The sequence below is a fragment of the Malaciobacter pacificus genome, from assembly GCF_004214795.1.
Lineage (GTDB): Bacteria > Campylobacterota > Campylobacteria > Campylobacterales > Arcobacteraceae > Malaciobacter_A > Malaciobacter_A pacificus.
Genome location: NZ_CP035928.1, coordinates 2,363,065 through 2,379,368, shown reverse-complemented (window position 1 = coordinate 2,379,368; position 16,304 = coordinate 2,363,065). Strand labels below are relative to the sequence as shown.

Annotated in this window: 19 protein-coding genes; 15 read left to right on the top strand and 4 right to left on the bottom strand. The window is 28.5% G+C overall.

What is annotated here, in order from left to right; all coding sequences use genetic code 11:
- Positions 1–42: 42 nt before the first annotated feature.
- The 15 genes from APAC_RS11935 (at position 43) to APAC_RS11865 (ending at position 12,145) form a co-directional block, all read left to right on the top strand.
- Positions 43–843, top strand: coding sequence for a sensor histidine kinase (locus APAC_RS11935; protein ID WP_130234326.1), 801 nt, complete (start codon positions 43–45; stop codon positions 841–843).
- Between the two features lie 85 nt (positions 844–928).
- Positions 929–2,845 (top strand): transketolase, encoded by a 1,917-nt coding sequence (gene tkt / locus APAC_RS11930; protein WP_130234325.1) that lies wholly within the window; start codon positions 929–931, stop codon positions 2,843–2,845.
- Positions 2,846–2,956: 111 nt separating this feature from the next.
- Positions 2,957–3,808 (top strand): NAD(P)-dependent oxidoreductase, encoded by an 852-nt coding sequence (locus APAC_RS11925; protein ID WP_130234324.1) that lies wholly within the window; start codon positions 2,957–2,959, stop codon positions 3,806–3,808.
- 3 nt (positions 3,809–3,811) lie between these two features.
- Positions 3,812–4,204, top strand: coding sequence for a tautomerase family protein (locus tag APAC_RS11920; RefSeq protein ID WP_130234323.1), 393 nt, complete (start codon positions 3,812–3,814; stop codon positions 4,202–4,204).
- Positions 4,205–4,328: 124 nt separating this feature from the next.
- Entirely contained in the window at positions 4,329–4,646 is a 318-nt protein-coding gene (locus APAC_RS11915; RefSeq protein ID WP_130234322.1) for a metalloregulator ArsR/SmtB family transcription factor, read from the top strand.
- Entirely contained in the window at positions 4,647–5,000 is a 354-nt protein-coding gene (locus APAC_RS11910; RefSeq protein WP_130234321.1) for a gamma-glutamylcyclotransferase family protein, read from the top strand. It abuts the gene before it with no gap.
- Between the two features lies 1 nt (position 5,001).
- Positions 5,002–6,264, top strand: coding sequence for an arsenic transporter (locus APAC_RS11905; RefSeq protein WP_130234320.1), 1,263 nt, complete (start codon positions 5,002–5,004; stop codon positions 6,262–6,264).
- A 12-nt stretch (positions 6,265–6,276) separates the two neighbouring features.
- Positions 6,277–6,828: a manganese efflux pump MntP gene (locus APAC_RS11900; RefSeq protein ID WP_130234319.1), complete on the top strand. Its 552-nt coding sequence runs from the start codon at positions 6,277–6,279 to the stop codon at positions 6,826–6,828.
- Between the two features lie 9 nt (positions 6,829–6,837).
- Complete coding sequence (locus APAC_RS11895; protein ID WP_130234318.1) at positions 6,838–7,311, top strand: arsenate reductase ArsC; 474 nt, start codon at positions 6,838–6,840, stop codon at positions 7,309–7,311.
- Between the two features lie 13 nt (positions 7,312–7,324).
- On the top strand, positions 7,325–7,726 hold the full coding sequence (locus APAC_RS11890) for an arsenate reductase ArsC (protein ID WP_130234317.1): 402 nt from the start codon (positions 7,325–7,327) through the stop codon (positions 7,724–7,726).
- Position 7,727: 1 nt separating this feature from the next.
- Complete coding sequence (gene chrA, locus APAC_RS11885) at positions 7,728–8,870, top strand: chromate efflux transporter (protein WP_130234316.1); 1,143 nt, start codon at positions 7,728–7,730, stop codon at positions 8,868–8,870.
- Positions 8,870–9,832 (top strand): permease, encoded by a 963-nt coding sequence (locus tag APAC_RS11880; RefSeq protein WP_130234315.1) that lies wholly within the window; start codon positions 8,870–8,872, stop codon positions 9,830–9,832. Before chrA ends, APAC_RS11880 begins: the two co-directional genes overlap by 1 nt.
- A gap of 20 nt (positions 9,833–9,852) precedes the next feature.
- Positions 9,853–10,080: a thioredoxin family protein gene (locus APAC_RS11875; RefSeq protein ID WP_130234314.1), complete on the top strand. Its 228-nt coding sequence runs from the start codon at positions 9,853–9,855 to the stop codon at positions 10,078–10,080.
- Positions 10,081–10,167: 87 nt separating this feature from the next.
- Complete coding sequence (locus APAC_RS11870) at positions 10,168–10,848, top strand: response regulator transcription factor (protein WP_228255918.1); 681 nt, start codon at positions 10,168–10,170, stop codon at positions 10,846–10,848.
- Complete coding sequence (locus tag APAC_RS11865) at positions 10,832–12,145, top strand: sensor histidine kinase (RefSeq protein WP_228255917.1); 1,314 nt, start codon at positions 10,832–10,834, stop codon at positions 12,143–12,145. The genes APAC_RS11870 and APAC_RS11865 overlap by 17 nt, the downstream gene beginning before the upstream one ends.
- Here the strand turns inward: APAC_RS11865 and ccoG are convergent.
- The 4 genes from ccoG to APAC_RS11845 all read right to left on the bottom strand — a co-directional run bounded on the left by ccoG (position 12,138) and on the right by APAC_RS11845 (position 16,132).
- On the bottom strand, positions 12,138–13,481 hold the full coding sequence (gene ccoG, locus APAC_RS11860) for a cytochrome c oxidase accessory protein CcoG (RefSeq protein WP_130234311.1): 1,344 nt from the start codon (positions 13,479–13,481) through the stop codon (positions 12,138–12,140). The genes APAC_RS11865 and ccoG overlap by 8 nt on opposite strands.
- A 99-nt stretch (positions 13,482–13,580) precedes the next feature.
- A complete protein-coding gene (locus APAC_RS11855; RefSeq protein WP_130234310.1) occupies positions 13,581–13,793 on the bottom strand; it encodes a hypothetical protein in 213 nt (70 codons plus the stop codon).
- A 4-nt stretch (positions 13,794–13,797) separates the two neighbouring features.
- Complete coding sequence (locus tag APAC_RS11850; protein ID WP_130234309.1) at positions 13,798–14,640, bottom strand: universal stress protein; 843 nt, start codon at positions 14,638–14,640, stop codon at positions 13,798–13,800.
- Between the two features lies 1 nt (position 14,641).
- The gene (locus APAC_RS11845) at positions 14,642–16,132 is read right to left on the bottom strand and encodes a SulP family inorganic anion transporter (RefSeq protein WP_130234308.1); all 1,491 of its coding nucleotides are present in this window, start codon (positions 16,130–16,132) and stop codon (positions 14,642–14,644) included.
- Between the last annotated feature and the right edge of the window lie 172 nt (positions 16,133–16,304).

Genomic DNA, 16,304 nt, shown 5'->3' with positions numbered 1-16,304 from the left:
AGAACCTTCTCCTATTTATATCTTTTGTGATAAACTTACAATATGAGACAAACACAATTAGAAGATTTCTTACAATTAGAAGAGCATAATAAAGAGCTTGAAAAAAGAATAGAGCAAGAATTACAAAAAAATAGAGAAAAAGATAAACTTCTTTTTCAACAAAGTAAAATGGCAGCTCTTGGTGAAATGTTAGGAAATATTTCACATCAATGGAGACAACCATTAATGGAAATCAATTCTTTATTCTTACCAATTGAAGCAAAATTAAATCTTGAAATTCCCCTTGATAATGAAGAGTTATTAGAATCTATTAAAAAACTAAATGATATTACTAAATATATGTCTAATACTATTGATGATTTTAGAGATTTTTTTGTAAAAGATAAAGAAAAAATAGAGTTTAAATTACTTGATCAAATAAATTCAACCATTAATATTATTAGTGGTGGATTAAAAGCACATGATATAAAACTTGATATTATAATTCAAAAAAACCCTACTTTAGTTGGATTTAAAAATGAGTATTCACAAGTTTTGATTAATATAATTAATAATGCAAAAGATATATTAGTTCAACGAAATGTAGAAAATCCTTATATAAAGATTTCAATTTATGAAAAAGAGAAGAATATTATTACTACAATTGAGGATAATGGTGGAGGTATAAAAACTACTCCCATTGAAAAAGTATTTGACCCTTTTTTTACTTATGAAAAAATAAATGGTTCAGGAATTGGACTTTTTATGTCTAAATTAATAATTGAAAATAACATGAATGGAAAGTTGCAAGTAGAAAATACAGCAAAAGGTGCATTATTTACTATTTCAATCCCTAAAATATAATATTAAAAACACTTCATATTGTATTTAATCAATTTTAGATATAATCCAAAAAATCACAAAAACTTCATTAGAAAATAGGATTATTATGCCAAAACAATTACTACAAAAACAAGCTGATACAATCAGATTCTTAGCAGCAGATATGGTTCAAAAAGCAAACTCAGGACACCCAGGTGCGCCTATGGGACTTGCTGATATTGCAACAGTATTAAGTAATCACTTAAATTTAAACCCAGCAAATGAAAAATGGTTAAATAGAGATAGACTAGTATTCTCAGGTGGTCATGCTACGGGATTAGTGTATTCTTTATTACACCTTTGGGGATTTGATGTGTCAATTAATGATATGAAAAACTTCAGACAAACTCACTCTAAAACTCCAGGTCATCCAGAGTATGGACATACTCATGGTATTGAAATAACTACTGGTCCTTTAGGTCAAGGTATTGCAAATGCTGTTGGTTTTGCTGCAGCTGCTAAATATGCTCAAAACACTTTAGGAAAAGATGTAATCAATCACAAAGTTTACTGTTTATGTGGAGATGGAGATTTACAAGAGGGTATTTCATACGAAGCAACTGCAACTGCAGGTCATTTAAACTTAGATAACTTAGTAATTATTTATGATTCAAACTCTATTACAATTGAAGGTGATACTTCTATTGCATGGTCTGAGAATGTTAAGAAAAGATTCCAAGCTATTGATTTTGAAGTAATTGAAATCGATGGACATAATTTTGACCAAATTGATAAAGCTTTAGTATCTGCTAAAACTTGTGATAAACCAGTATTAATCATCGCTAAAACTGCTATTGCAAAAGGTAGTGCAACTATGGAAGGAAGCCATCACTCACATGGTGCTCCATTAGGTGAAGATGATATTGCTGCATCTAAGAAAAATGCAGGATTTGACCCAGAAGAAAAATTCTTTGTTCCTGCTGATGTAAAAGGTGCATTTGATAAATTAATCAAAGGTTCTATTGCAGAAAATGAGTGGAATGAATCTTTAAGTGCAGAAACTAAAGCAAAAATTGAAGAGTTACAAAACCCTAACTTTGACTCTGTTGAGTACCCAACTTTTGAAGCTGATTCAAGTGTAGCTACAAGAGACTCAAACCATAAAATCTTAAATGCAATCGCTGCAGCAGTTCCTGGATTCTTAGGTGGAAGTGCAGACTTAGGACCATCTAATAAAACTGAGTTAAAAGGTGAGGGTGATTTCCCAAATGGTAGAAATATTCACTTTGGTATCAAAGAACACGCAATGGCAGCAATTGCAAATGCAATGAATTTATATGGATTATTTAGAGTATACTCAGCAACTTTCTTTGTATTTAGTGATTACTTAAAACCATCTGCTAGAATAGCAGCTCTTGCAGGTATTCCTCAACACTTTGTATGGACACATGATTCTATTGGTGTAGGTGAAGATGGACCAACTCACCAACCAATTGAACATTTATCTCAATTTAGAGCTTTACCAAACTTCTATACATTTAGACCTGCTGATGCAACTGAAAATGTTGAGTCTTGGAAAGTAGCACTTAAAATGAATGCACCTACTGCATTTGTATGTTCAAGACAAGGTTTACGAGTATTAAAAGATGAGAGAGCTTACGGTGAAGTAGCAAATGGTGCATACTTAGTTAAGAAAAGAGACAATGCAAATATTACTATTATGGCAAGTGGTTCAGAGTTAATGTTAGCATTACAAACAGCTTGTAAATTAGAAGATGAAGGTATTTTTGCAAATATCGTTTCAGTACCTTGTTTTGATTTATTAATGGAACAAGATAAAGAGTATGTTTCAAAAATTATTGACCCTTCAACTAAAGTATTTGCTGTAGAAGCTGCAAGAGGTTTAGAATACTACAAATATGCAGACTTTGTATATGGTATGGAAACATTTGGAGCTTCAGGACCAGCTGGTGATTTATTTGAAGAGTTCGGATTTACTATTGATAAATTAAAAGCTAAAATCATAGCTGACTTTAAAAACTAACAACACTTTACGGATGAGAGTTTTTCTCATCTGTTTATAATTCATATATTACTATCATCTATTTTTTATTTTTTCTGCTTATAATATGCTATAAACTTTTAAGGAGATTTTATGGCAATAGGATTTATTGGATTAGGAAATTTAGGTAGAGCTATTACAACAAGACTTAATGATGTTGGTGAGCAGCTTGTAGTATATAATAGAAATCAAGATAAAATTAAAGATTTACCTTACGAAAAAGCTCAAACTCCAAGAGAACTATATTCAAAATGTGACGTGATTTTTATGTGTCTGTTTGACTCAAATGCAGTTAGTCAAATTTTCTCTATGGAAAATGGATTATTATGTGATGAAATTAAAGGTAAAACTATCATTGACTTGACAACAAATCACTATGATGATGTTTTAAAATTTCATGACATAGTAAATTCTATGGGTGGAAACTATTTAGAAAATCCAGTATTTGGTAGCGTGGCTCCTGCATTACAAGGTGCTTTAACAGTAGTTAGTTCTGGTAAAAAAGAGGTATTCCAAAGTGTTAAACCAATTTTAGAAAAAATTGCAAAAGAGATTTTCCACTTAGAAACGCCATCAAGTGCTACAAAAATGAAACTTATTAATAATCTTTGTTTAGGTTCATTTATGGCAACACTTGCAGAGTGTACTGCAATGGCTGAGAATTGTGAAATACCAAAAGATAAAGCTTTAGAAATTCTTGGAGTTGGTGGTGGTCAATCACTAGTACTTAAAGCTAAAACTCAAAAGTTAATTGATGAAGATTTCTCAGCACATTTTTCAAATAATGCAATAAATAAAGACTTACATCTATTACAGGATTTAGCTTTTAAAATGCAAAAGCCACTATATAGTGCAGCAGTTCCTAAGGAGTTGTTTTCTAAAATGAAAGATATGGGTAAAGGAGAAGAAGATTTCTGTTCAATTTATCAATTATTTAAAGGATAAGTTATGCCACATCTACAGTTTGAAATAAATAAAAAAGTTGCAAAAGAAACAAAAGAAAATTTTGTAATTGAGATTAGAGAGTGTTTTAGTGAAGTTATGGATACAGGAACTGACCACATAGCAGTATCTATTAGAGAATATGATAAGTATAGTCTTAGTATTGGAAGAGCTGATTTTAAAGATGATATTTGTTTAATGAACCTTGATATTAGAGAAGGGCGAACAATTGAAAAAAGAAGAGAATTAGCTCTTAGATTTATGGATATTGTAAAAAACAATTTTGGGATAATCCAAAAAAATCAATACCTTACTTTCACTGAACATAAAGGTGAAGATTTTCATTTAGTTGAGAAATATTTAGCTTCATGGGAGAGTGGGGAAGACCCACTTGTATAAATAAAGATAGTGAATTTTCACTATCTTGTAACCTATTAGTAACTTATTTATATTAATATATCAACATATCTTGATATATTAAACTTATTTTTGATACAATCACAAAAAAAATCAAAGGACAACTATGGATATATTTTTAAAATCAGTTAGTGCCTTAAATGATGAAACAAGAGTAAAACTTCTAAAATTTATAAACATTCATGGTAAGTGTTGTGTTTGTGATTTAGAAAATTCATTTGATATGATTCAATCACGTCTTTCTAGACATTTAAAAATCCTAAAAGAAGCTGGGTTTTTAAGAGTTGATAGGCAAGGTCGATGGGCTTATTATAGTGTCAGATTTCCACTTGATGAGTTTAGAACATCTTGCATAAAAGAGATTGAAACACTACAAATGGAGTTACCATCATTAAAAAAAGTTTGTGAAAATAAGGAAGATTAATTGAAAGAGACACTATTTGTATATGGAACACTAATGCCAAATTGCCCAAATGGACACGTATTAGAAGAGATTGTTGGAAAATTTGTACCCGCAACTGTCAAAGGAAAATTGATAGATGCAGGTTGGAGTGCTAGTATGGGATATCCTGGAATTAGACTTGATGCAGGAAATGACACAATACATGGGTATTTGTTTTATAGTGATAATTTAATTGATAAATGGGATTATTTAGATGAGTTTGAAGGTGATGAGTTTGAGCGAACACCTGTAACTGTTGAGAGATATGATGAGCTTGAAGTTGATACTTTTATTTATACTTTAAAGCCTGAAATTATGGATATGGCAGAGGAATAAAATGTTTATTGCTAGTTTAATTTTTATTGTAACTTTAGTGTTTGTTATTTGGCAACCAAAAAATTTACAAATTGGTACAACAGCAGTTATTGGAGCAATTGTTGCTTTAGTTGTTGGTGTTGTAAGTTTAGATGATGTTTTTATTGTAACTGATATTGTGTGGGATGCCACTTTAGCTTTTATTGGAATTATTATTTTATCTATGGTTTTAGATGAGATTGGTTTCTTTGAATGGTGTGCTTTAAAAATGGCAAAGTTTTCAAATGGAAATGGAACTTTGATGTTTATTTATTCTATTTTACTTGGAGCTTTTGTTTCTGCATTATTTGCAAATGATGGGGCGGCACTTATTTTAACTCCAATTTTACTTGCAAAAATGAGAATATTAAATTTAAATATGAAATCAATCATTGCATTTTTACTTGCAGGTGGTTTTATAAGTGATAGTGCATCTTTACCTTTTGTATTTTCAAACCTTACAAATATTGTAACAGCAAACTATTTTGATATTGGATTTATGGAGTATTTACAAAATATGATTATTCCTTATATTGTAAGTGTGTTTGTTTCAATAATATTTTTATATTTAATTTTAAGAAAAGATATACCAAAAACTATTGACACTTCTTTATTAAAAGAACCAAGTAGTGTTTTAAAAAATGTAAAACTGTTTTATTTAGCTTGGATATTTTTAGCTGTTTTATTAGTGGGGTATTTTGTAGGAGATGCTTATGATTTACCAGTTTCTGTTTTTGCTTTAGGTGGAGGAATTATCTTTTTAATTATTGCAAAATTATTTAATGCTGTAAAACCTGTACATATTATAAAAGAAGCACCATGGCAAGTAGTTTGGTTTAGTATAGGTTTATATATTGTTGTTTATGGATTAAAAAACGAAGGTCTTACGGATTATTTAACTTTAGTATTACATGATTTAGCTCAAAGAGGAGATACAATTGCAATTATTGGAACAGGGTTTTTATCAGCATTCTTATCTGCAATTATGAACAATATGCCAACAGTTATGATTATGGATATAGCTTTACAAAATATGGGCGAGTCAATGAATCAAGCCTTAGCTTATGCAAATATTATAGGTTGTAACTTAGGACCAAAAATGACACCGTTTGGTAGCTTAGCTACGCTATTATGGCTTCATGTATTGGCTAAAAAAGGTGTTAATATATCATTTGCTCAATATAGTAAATTTGGACTTATAATAACACCACCTGTATTATTTATAGTTTTATTATCATTGGTGTAAGAAGTAGTAGTTATGGAATTAATTTTAATAGCAATTGCATTAGCTATGGATAGTGTAGCAGTTAGTATAGCAAGTGGAAGTAAATATAAAAATATTAGCTTTGGTACAACTTTAAAAATAGCTGCTTTTATGGGAATATTTCAAGGGCTTATGCCTTTAATTGGATATTTTGCTGGAAGTTTATTTGCAGATTTTGTTGATAGTTTTGATCACTTTATTGCTTTTATAATTCTTGTTTATTTAGGATATAGAATGATAAAAGAAGCACAAGAAGATGATTTTGAAGATGAGTTAAGTGATTTAAAAACTAAAACACTTTTTTTCTTAGCAATAGCAACTAGTATTGATGCTTTAGCAGTAGGGATTACTTTTTCTTTTGGAGAAGTTAACATTTGGTATGCAGTTATTTTAATAACACTAATTACTTTTGTTTTATGTTTAATAGCTGTTTATATTGGAAAGAAGCTTGGAGGATTTTTAGAATCTAAAGCTGAGTTTTTAGGTGGAATTATCTTAATAATTCTTGGATTTAAAATTTTATTAGATGGATTAAATTTAATATAGGGGAAATAGTTGAAAACAAATGTTTTATTTATTTGTAGTCATAATACTACAAGAAGTCAAATTGGTGAAGCTTTATTAAGAAAATTTGGTGGTGAAGATTTTATAGTTGAAAGTGCTGGAATTGAACCAGGAAGTTTAAACCCAATGGCAGTTGAGGTTTTAAAGCAGACAGAAGATATGGATATCTCAACTTATACTACAAATAAAGTATTAGATTTATACAAAGATGGAAAACATTTTCACTATGTTATTACTGTTTGTGATGAAGCTAAAAAAGAGCCTTGTCCAATTTTCCCTGGACTTGATGGAGTACTTCATTGGAATATTACAAGTCCTGCATGCGATGGAACTTATGAAGAAAAAAAAGAAAAAGTTATAAATTCAAAAAATGAATTAAAAGAAAATGTTTTAGAGTTTATATCTTTAGTAAAAAATCAACATATAAAATCTGGTTTTCCCCTAAAATGGCGTTTAAATCAATAAAAGGAAAAATATTATGGATAAAAAAGTTTTAATTTTATGTACGGGTAACTCTTGTAGAAGTATAATCGCAGAAGCATTAATCAATGCAAAACTTGATGGTATAAGTTCTGATTCTAGTGGAGTTAAGGCAAGTGGTAGAGTAAATCCAAATGCTCAAAAACTATTGACTGAAAAAGGTATTTGGAAGGAAGAGTATCACTCAAAGACTATAGATAAAGTAATTGATAATGAGTATGATTTAGTAGTAACTGTTTGTGATCATGCTAATGAGACTTGTCCAATGTTTCCAAAAGCTGTAAAAGTTATTCATGTAGGTTTTGAAGACCCAGATGGAAAAGGTTTTGAAGCATTTGAAGAGACATATAAAGAGATTGAAGAGATTTTACTTCCAAAAGTTGTTGAAGCATTAAAATAGTATGAAACAGTTAAATATTTTTTGGCAATTCTTTGTTCTAGGACTTTTTAGCTTTGGTGGGCCAATGGCTCATATTAGTTTTTTTAGAAAAAGATTTGTTGAAAAATTAAACTGGTTAAGTGATGAGGATTTTTCAAAAATAGTAGCACTTAGTCAGTTTTTACCAGGACCTAGTTCTTCTCAGGTTGGTTTTACAATAGGACTTAAAAAAGGTGGAGTAATTGGAGCTATAATTGCTTTTATTGCTTTTACAATACCATCTTTTTTACTTTTATATTTTGCAGCAATTTTTCAAAGTCAATATTCTGAAAATAACTTAGTAATTGCATTAATTTATGGGCTTAAACTTTTTGCAGTAATTGTGGTTGCTGATGCAACAATAGGGATGTTTAATAGTTTGTGTAAAACCTCAATAAGTAGAATAATATTTGTATTTAGTGTATTAATATTAATACTATTTCAAAGTTTTTATATTCAATTACTTGTGATTATTTTATCTGCGTTACTTTCTCTTGTTTTTTCAAAAAAGATAGAGAATAAAAAAGATGAGAAAAGATATATAAAACCTTATTTTTTACCTCTTTTCTTGTTTTTTATTTTTTTAATTGTTTTTCCAATTATTGAAAATCAAAATAGTTTGTTAGAATTATTTAACTCTTTTTATCAAGTAGGAAGTTTAGTCTTTGGTGGAGGGCATGTTGTATTACCTCTTATTAGTAGTAATGTAGATATTGAACAAAATAGTTTTTTAACTGCATATTCTTTAGCCCAAGCAGTTCCTGGTCCAATGTTTACAATAGCTAGTTACATTGGAGCTATATTTTATGAGAACTCTCCTTTTGTTGGAAGTCTTGTAGCAACAATTGCTATATTTTTACCAGGCTTTTTATTAATACTTGGTTTTTACAAAAGTTTTGAAAGTTATTCAAGTAATTTAGTTGTTTCAAGAATTATTGTTGGAGTAAATGCAAGTGTTGTTGCAATACTTTTTGTTACACTTTGTTTAATTGTTATTCCTAGTGCAGTTTTTGATATATATGATTTATCTTTTGCACTAATGGGGGTATTTTTAATGAGAAAATATAAACTACCAATTTTACTTTTAATTGTTGTTTATTGTTTATATGGAATAGGATTTAATTGATGTTTTATTATTGGGAAAAACTTTTAGATTATTTAATATATGATATTTTTGGTATGACTAAAGATAGTCATTTAACTTCAGCTTTGCACTTTTTTATTTATGATACAGTGAAAATCTTGTTTTTATTAGTTGTTATTATTTATATTGTGACTTTTTTAAGAAGTTATTTTCCTGTTGAAAAAATAAGAGACTATTTAAGTGGAAAACATAAATTATTAGGTCATGTTTTTGCAGCATTTTTTGGGATATTAACTCCCTTTTGTTCATGTAGTGCAATACCTTTGTTTTTAGGTTTCTTACAAGCTAGAATTCCTCTTGGAGTAACTTTTTCATATCTAATTTCTGCTCCTTTAAGTGATGCTGTTGTAATTGCTTTATTATTCTCATTATTTGGAGTTAAAATTACACTTTTATATATGGCTTGTGCTTTATTAATAGCTATTATCGCAGGACTTGTAATTGACAGTATGAATTTAGAAAAAGAGGTTTTATTAGATGTAAAACCAGCTAATTGTTGTAGCTCAAATAGTGATGAAACTACTATATCAATAAATCAAAGGACTAAAGAGGCTTGGAGGGATAGTTTTGATATTCTAAAGAAAATTTATATCTATGTAATTATTGGTATTGGAATAGGTGCTTTTATTCATGGATATATACCTTCTGAATTAATTTCAAAATATGCAGGTGGAGATGTATGGTATGCACCAATTTTAGCTGTTATTATGGGAATACCTATGTATTCAAGTGCAGCGGGTATGTTACCACTTATTGAAGTATTAACATCAAAAGGTATGCTTTTAGGAACAGCATTATCATTTATGATGGCTGTTGTTGCACTTAGTTTACCAGAAGCTATGATTTTAAAAAGAGTATTATCTATGAAATTAATTTCTATATTTTTTGGAACAGTTGGATTTGCTATTTTATTGGTTGGTTTTATATTTAATGCTATATTATAAAAATTTAAAGGAGAATAATTATGAAAATTGAGATTTTAGGAACAGGATGTTCTAAATGTGAGGCTTTAGTTCAAAATACAAAAACTGCAGTTGCTCAAGCAGGTATTTTTGCTCAAATTGAAAAAGTTGAAGATTTAGTAAAAATTATGGAGTATGGTGTTATGAATACACCTGGTTTAGTTATTGATGGAGAGGTTAAATCTACTGGAAAACTTTTAAGTGCAGAAGAGATTAAAAACTTTTTTTAATCTCTATTATTTTAACACTAAATAAACACCATTTATTGATATCCTTTGAAAAATAATATATACTAAAAAAAATCAATGGATATCAATGTGGTAAATTATAATAATATAAAAGTTTTAGTTGTTGAAGATGATGACATAGCAAGAGAAAATGCAGTTGAATTACTTCAAGACTATTTTGAGAATATTTATGAATCTAATAATGCTATAGATGCTTTTAAAATCTACAAAGAAAAAAATCCACATATTATAATTACAGATATTCAAATGCCAAAATTAAATGGCTTAGAGTTTGTATCTAAAATTAGAGAAAAAGATGATGAGGTTCAGATTATAATTCTAACAGCATTTTGTGATAAAGATTATTTGCTTCGAGCTGTAGAGTTAAAGCTAGTAAAATATTTAGTAAAACCTGTAAATGAAAAAGAACTAGAAAAAGCTTTAAAAACAGCCTGTGATAATATAATAAAAAAAGAGTCTAATATTATACTTTTAGATAAAAATACAAAATTTGATATGTATAATCTAACTTTAGTATGTAATGATGAATTAATTAAGCTAAGATCAAAAGAGATTGACTTTATTTATTTACTTTTAAAAAACAAAAATAGATATGTAACTTATAGTGAAATTGAAAGTTTTGTTTGGGATGGAGAGGTTATGAGTAAAGATGCTTTAAAAACTCTAGTAAAAAATATAAAGAAAAAAATCCCAAAAGAGCTTATTTCTAATCTAACAGGAACAGGATATAAAGTTGATATTAGATTATAGTATTTTATATTTTGGGGTTATTTTTGGGATAGTTTTTATGACTATTCTTTACACTTTGATTAGATATATTTATTCAAAAGAGTTATTTTATATTATATATTGTTTTATGCAATCCTTTTCTCTTTTTTTTATTATAGGATATAGTAAGCTTTTTTATAATAATAGTTTTTATGATGAATTAGCTTTAACTCTATCAAGTATTAGTGCTATTATATTTGCGGCAAACTTTTTTGAAGGAAGGTTTTTACCTAAAATTACAAATTATAAAGAGTTGATTTTAAATACTTTTTTATTAAATATAGTTATTTTAACCTCTTTTTATCACTACTATTTATTTGAGTATTTACCCTATACTATTGTATATGGAATTTTATTTATCTCATTGATTTTTAACTTGAAAAATACAAATAAACCAGCACTTATATATGTCGTTGGTTGGTCGATTTTATGTATATTCCTATTTGTAATTGATTTTAAAAATTATTATGAAAGTAGGGGATTTACTGATATTGTTTTAGTTGCCTTTTCTATTGAAGCAGTTTTATTTACGGTTTTTTTATCTTCAAAATATAGTAGTTTAAAAAAAGAGAATAAAGAGTATGAAGATATTGTTTTCCAACAATCAAAGCTAGTGAAAACTGGAGAGATGATTGCAAATATTACCCACCAATTTAGGCAACCTTTAAACAACTTATCATATATACTAATTAATTTAAATAAGAAGTATAAATCAAATAATCTTGATGAAGTTTATTTTGATAAAAAACTATCTCAAGCAAATACTCAAATAGAGTTTTTATCAAAAACAATTGATGATTTTAAAGAGTTTTATACTCCAAAAAAAGAAAAAGAGTGCTTTGAAGTTAAAGCTTGTATTGATATGGTTTTATCAATAATAAGTGCAGATTTAAAAAAGCATAATATTGAAGTTTCTCAAGATTTTAGAAGTTTTGAAAATATCCAAATATTTGGATGTAAAAATGAGTTCTCTCAAGTTTTATTATCACTTATTTCAAATAGTATTGACACTCTAAAAGATATAGAAAATCCAATTATTGATATTCAAATAGATACAAATAGTTCTGATGTGATTATAAAAATAAAAGATAATGGCAAGGGAATAAGTGGTTCACTTGAAAAGATTTTTGAACCATATTTTACAACTAAAGTTGAAGGTACTGGCTTAGGACTTTTTTTAGTAAAACAGATTATTGAAGAGTCATTTCATGGAAAGATTGAAGTTAAAAATTTAAAAGAGGGGTGTATTTTTTCCCTCTTTATTGAAAAAGCTATTTAATTAAATCATTTCTTGGATAGATAAATGATACTTCTCTAGTCATAGTATATTCGTTATTTTCTAGGGTTTTAATATCAATTTTTAGTTTTAATGGAGTATCTTTTTTATCAGAGATAAACATTCTTTTTTTGGTTTGAACTATCACAACTTTTTTTACTCTTTGGTTTGGTTTTAGTTTAAATGGTTTTACTCTAACTACTTCAAAGTTTTCTTTATCTTGCACATCTATATCAAAAGTATACTCTTTATCTAATCTATTTTGAATAGTAAATACGTAGTTATTTGCAATATGTTCACTTGATTTTATATTATATAGTTGTGTTGTTTTATTTATATTTACTATGAAATATTCTTTTTGTGTTGCCATACTTATTGCAAAAACAATACATAAAATTAAGCTGGCAAAATAAGCGATATTTCTTTTTGAGAATATTGAGACAAACTTTTTATTTATAACTTTATTTGTACTTCCCCATTGAATAAGATTCTCTTTCCCTAATTTCCCCATAACCGTTTCACATGCATCAGAACACTCTAAACAGTTGATACACTCAACTTGTAAACCTTTTCTAATATCAATATGAGTTGGACAGACTTTTACACATGCTTCACAAGTAGTACACTCTTCATTTGCACTCCATTGTTTCATATTTAAAATAGATTTTTCTCCATTTTGATAAATATTTCCACCTCTGTTAGTGTCATAAACAACTTGCTTTGTATTATCATCATAAAGTACTGACTGGATTCTAGAATAAGGACAAACATACATACAAAAGTTCTCTTTCATAAATACAATATCATATACTAAAAATAGTGCAATACTAAGAACAAACATAATCATAAATGAGTGATTTAAAGGGTCTTGTAAATATGCAAAAAAGTCTTCAGGTGGAACAAAATACCACATAAAATTTGAAGCAATAATAAGTGTAATACCAAACCATAAAAGTAAACCAATATATTTTTTAATTTGATTTTTTCTTTTACTATAATCAATATCTTTTTGTTTATTCTTGATTCTTCTTAAATCTAAAAGTGTACCTTCTATTAAGTCTCTGTAAATAACTCTAAAGATAGTTTGAGGACATGCCCATCCACACCAAACTCTACCAAACATAGTTGTTATTGCAAAGATTCCAATAAATAAAAGCATAAGTAAAAATGGCATTATAAATAGTTCATTCACATTGTATGAAAAACCTAAAAAATGAAACTCCAATTTTTCAAATGAAAGTAAAAGCATATGATTTCCATTTATTTTTATAAATGGTAAAACCATAACAAAGATTGTTATAAGACCATAAGTTAAGTATCTTTTTTTTGAATAGCTCATAATAAACTCCTTTTAAAGAAGTTTAATTTTTTTTGGTGTTTCTTTGGTGGTTTTAAAGTTTTAGGAAATATAGATGATTAAAAAGTAAGAATAATTTTCTTACTTTTTGTTTTCTTCTTCATCTTCTGTAGTTTGTGTTAAAGCACCTATTCCATACATTGTGCCTCCAATAACTAAGCCCACACCAGCTGCAATTGGATCACCTTTTCCACTAAATGCAATTTCTCCACCATATTTTTTTAACTCTTTACTTGTACAAGCAGTAAATGAATTAATTAATAGGATAAAAAATAATATTTTTAAATAAAACATTTCTTTATCTATAAAGCAAAATTGGTTTTTTCATTTTTGATAAAACCTTTTCTGTGAAGCTTCCAAGAACTAGTTGCTTAATCCATGAGTGACCAAATGCTCCCATACATAAAACATCAAACTTCTCTTTTTCAAAATAATCAGTGATTAAAACTGGGCTTTCACCTCTTGCACCATAAGTATCTACTTCGATACCATTTTGTGCGTAGATATTTTTTGCTTCATTTAAAAGTTCTCTTGATGAGCTTTCGTGTTTGCTAAGATTTATAATAGTTCTTGAAACTTCTTTTTTAAATATTGGTTTAGATGAAGTTGCTTGTAGTAGTTTTTTTGATTCATTTGAACCATTGTAAGCTACTAATAGTTTCTTTGGTTCTACAAAGTCATTGTTTACAAGTAATACTGGTTTATGAATTGATTTGATGATATCTTTTACATTATCCCCAACTAATTCTTTATCATGGCTATTTAGTCCTATAATTAGTATTGCAGTATCTTCTTCAAATTCAACAATATTTTCAATAATATCACCATGAACTTGTGAAGTTACTACTTCATTTGTACATTGTGATTTGATTTGCTCTTTTAGAGATTTTAAAAGCTCTTTTCCTGCACTAATAGCACATTTACTCTCTTTTGCTTCTTCATTTACAAGTTTTTCTAAGATATCTTCTTTTGCCCCAAATCCAATATTTCCACTCATATCTACTTGCTTTGCATTGTGGTTGTGTTCAACCACATTTAACAGTCTAAGAGGTAAATTCATATTATTTGAAATCATAACTGCATAGTCCATAATAGCTTGCGTATATTTTCCACCATCAACACAACATAATACATAACTCATCTTAGTGTCCTCCCATTACTTTTTCAATCTCTTCAGGTTTATCATGAACTCCAAATCTATCGATAATTGTAGAACTTGCTTCATTTTGCCCAATAACCTCTACATCAGTTCCTTCTCGTCTTAATTTGATAACTGCTTTATCAAGTGCATAAACTGCTGAAACATCCCAAAAGTGTGCCCTTGAAAGGTCTATTACTACTTTATTTACTACTTCTTTAAAGTCAAATTCATTGTAGAATTTATCTGCACTATTAAAGAATACTTGACCTACAAATTTATAAGTTCTAGTTTCACTTTGCTCATCAAAACTTTTCTCAACATACATAAAGTGAGAGATTTTATTTGCAAAGAATAGTGAAGCTAAAAGTACACCTGTAACTACACCAAGTGCTAAGTTATGAGTATAAACTGTAACAGCAACTGTTGCAAGCATTACGATGTTTGTTGAAACAGGAAGTGTTTTTAAGTTTTTAATACTTCCCCAATCAAATGTACCAATTGAAACCATAATCATAACTGCAACAAGTGCTGCCATAGGAATGATTGAAATAATATCTGCAAAGAATACAACCATGATTAGAAGTAAGAAACCAGCTATAAATGTAGATAATCTTCCTCTACCTCCTGATTTGATATTGATGATTGATTGCCCAATCATCGCACATCCAGCCATACCACCTAAGAAACCAGTTGCAACATTTGCAATACCTTGACCTCTTGCTTCTGTTTGTTTATTACTTTTTGTATCTGTTAAATCATCAATAATTGTTGCAGTCATAAAAGACTCAAGTAAACCAACAATGGCTAAAGCAAATGCATAAGGAAAAATGATTTGTAATGTTTCTAAATTAAATGGGATATCAGGTAATAAAAACACTGGTAATGTATCAGGTAATTCTCCCATATCTCCAACATTTCTAACATCCCATCCTACAAAATAAACAAAGATTGTTAAAACTACGATTGTAACAAGCGGTGATGGTAAAAGTTTACCAATTTTAGGAACATAAGGGAAAAGATAGATAATCCCAAGACCAACTGCAGTTAGTGCATATACATGCCATGTTACGTTTGTTAGTTCAGGTAATTGTGCCATAAAAATTAAAATTGCTAAGGCATTAACAAATCCAACAACAACAGCACGTGCTACAAAACTCATAAGTTTATGAATACCAATGTATGATAAAACTATTTGAATAACACCAGTAAGTAAGGTAGCTGCAAGTAAATATTGTAGTCCATGCTCTTTTATTAGTGTAACCATAACAAGTGCCATAGCACCAGTTGCAGCACTAATCATACCAGGTCTTCCACCTACAAATGCAATTACAACTGCCATAGAGAAAGATGCATAAAGTCCAATTTTTGGATCAACTCCTGCAATAATAGAAAATGCGATAGCTTCAGGGATTAAAGCTAGGGCAACAACTAAACCAGATAAAAAATCTGCTCTAATATTTGAAAACCATTCTCTTTTCATGGTTTGATACATAAGATTCCTTGTTTGATGATTTTGAAAGTAAGTATTTTCGCGATTGTATCCAAGTTGTAGTTAACATAGTATAAACTACTTCTTTAATAAGTAAAGAGTTTAACTCTTGACTTTGTATAAAAAAATATATATACTTTCAAAAGTAAAGAGTTTAACTCTTAACTTTTAGAGG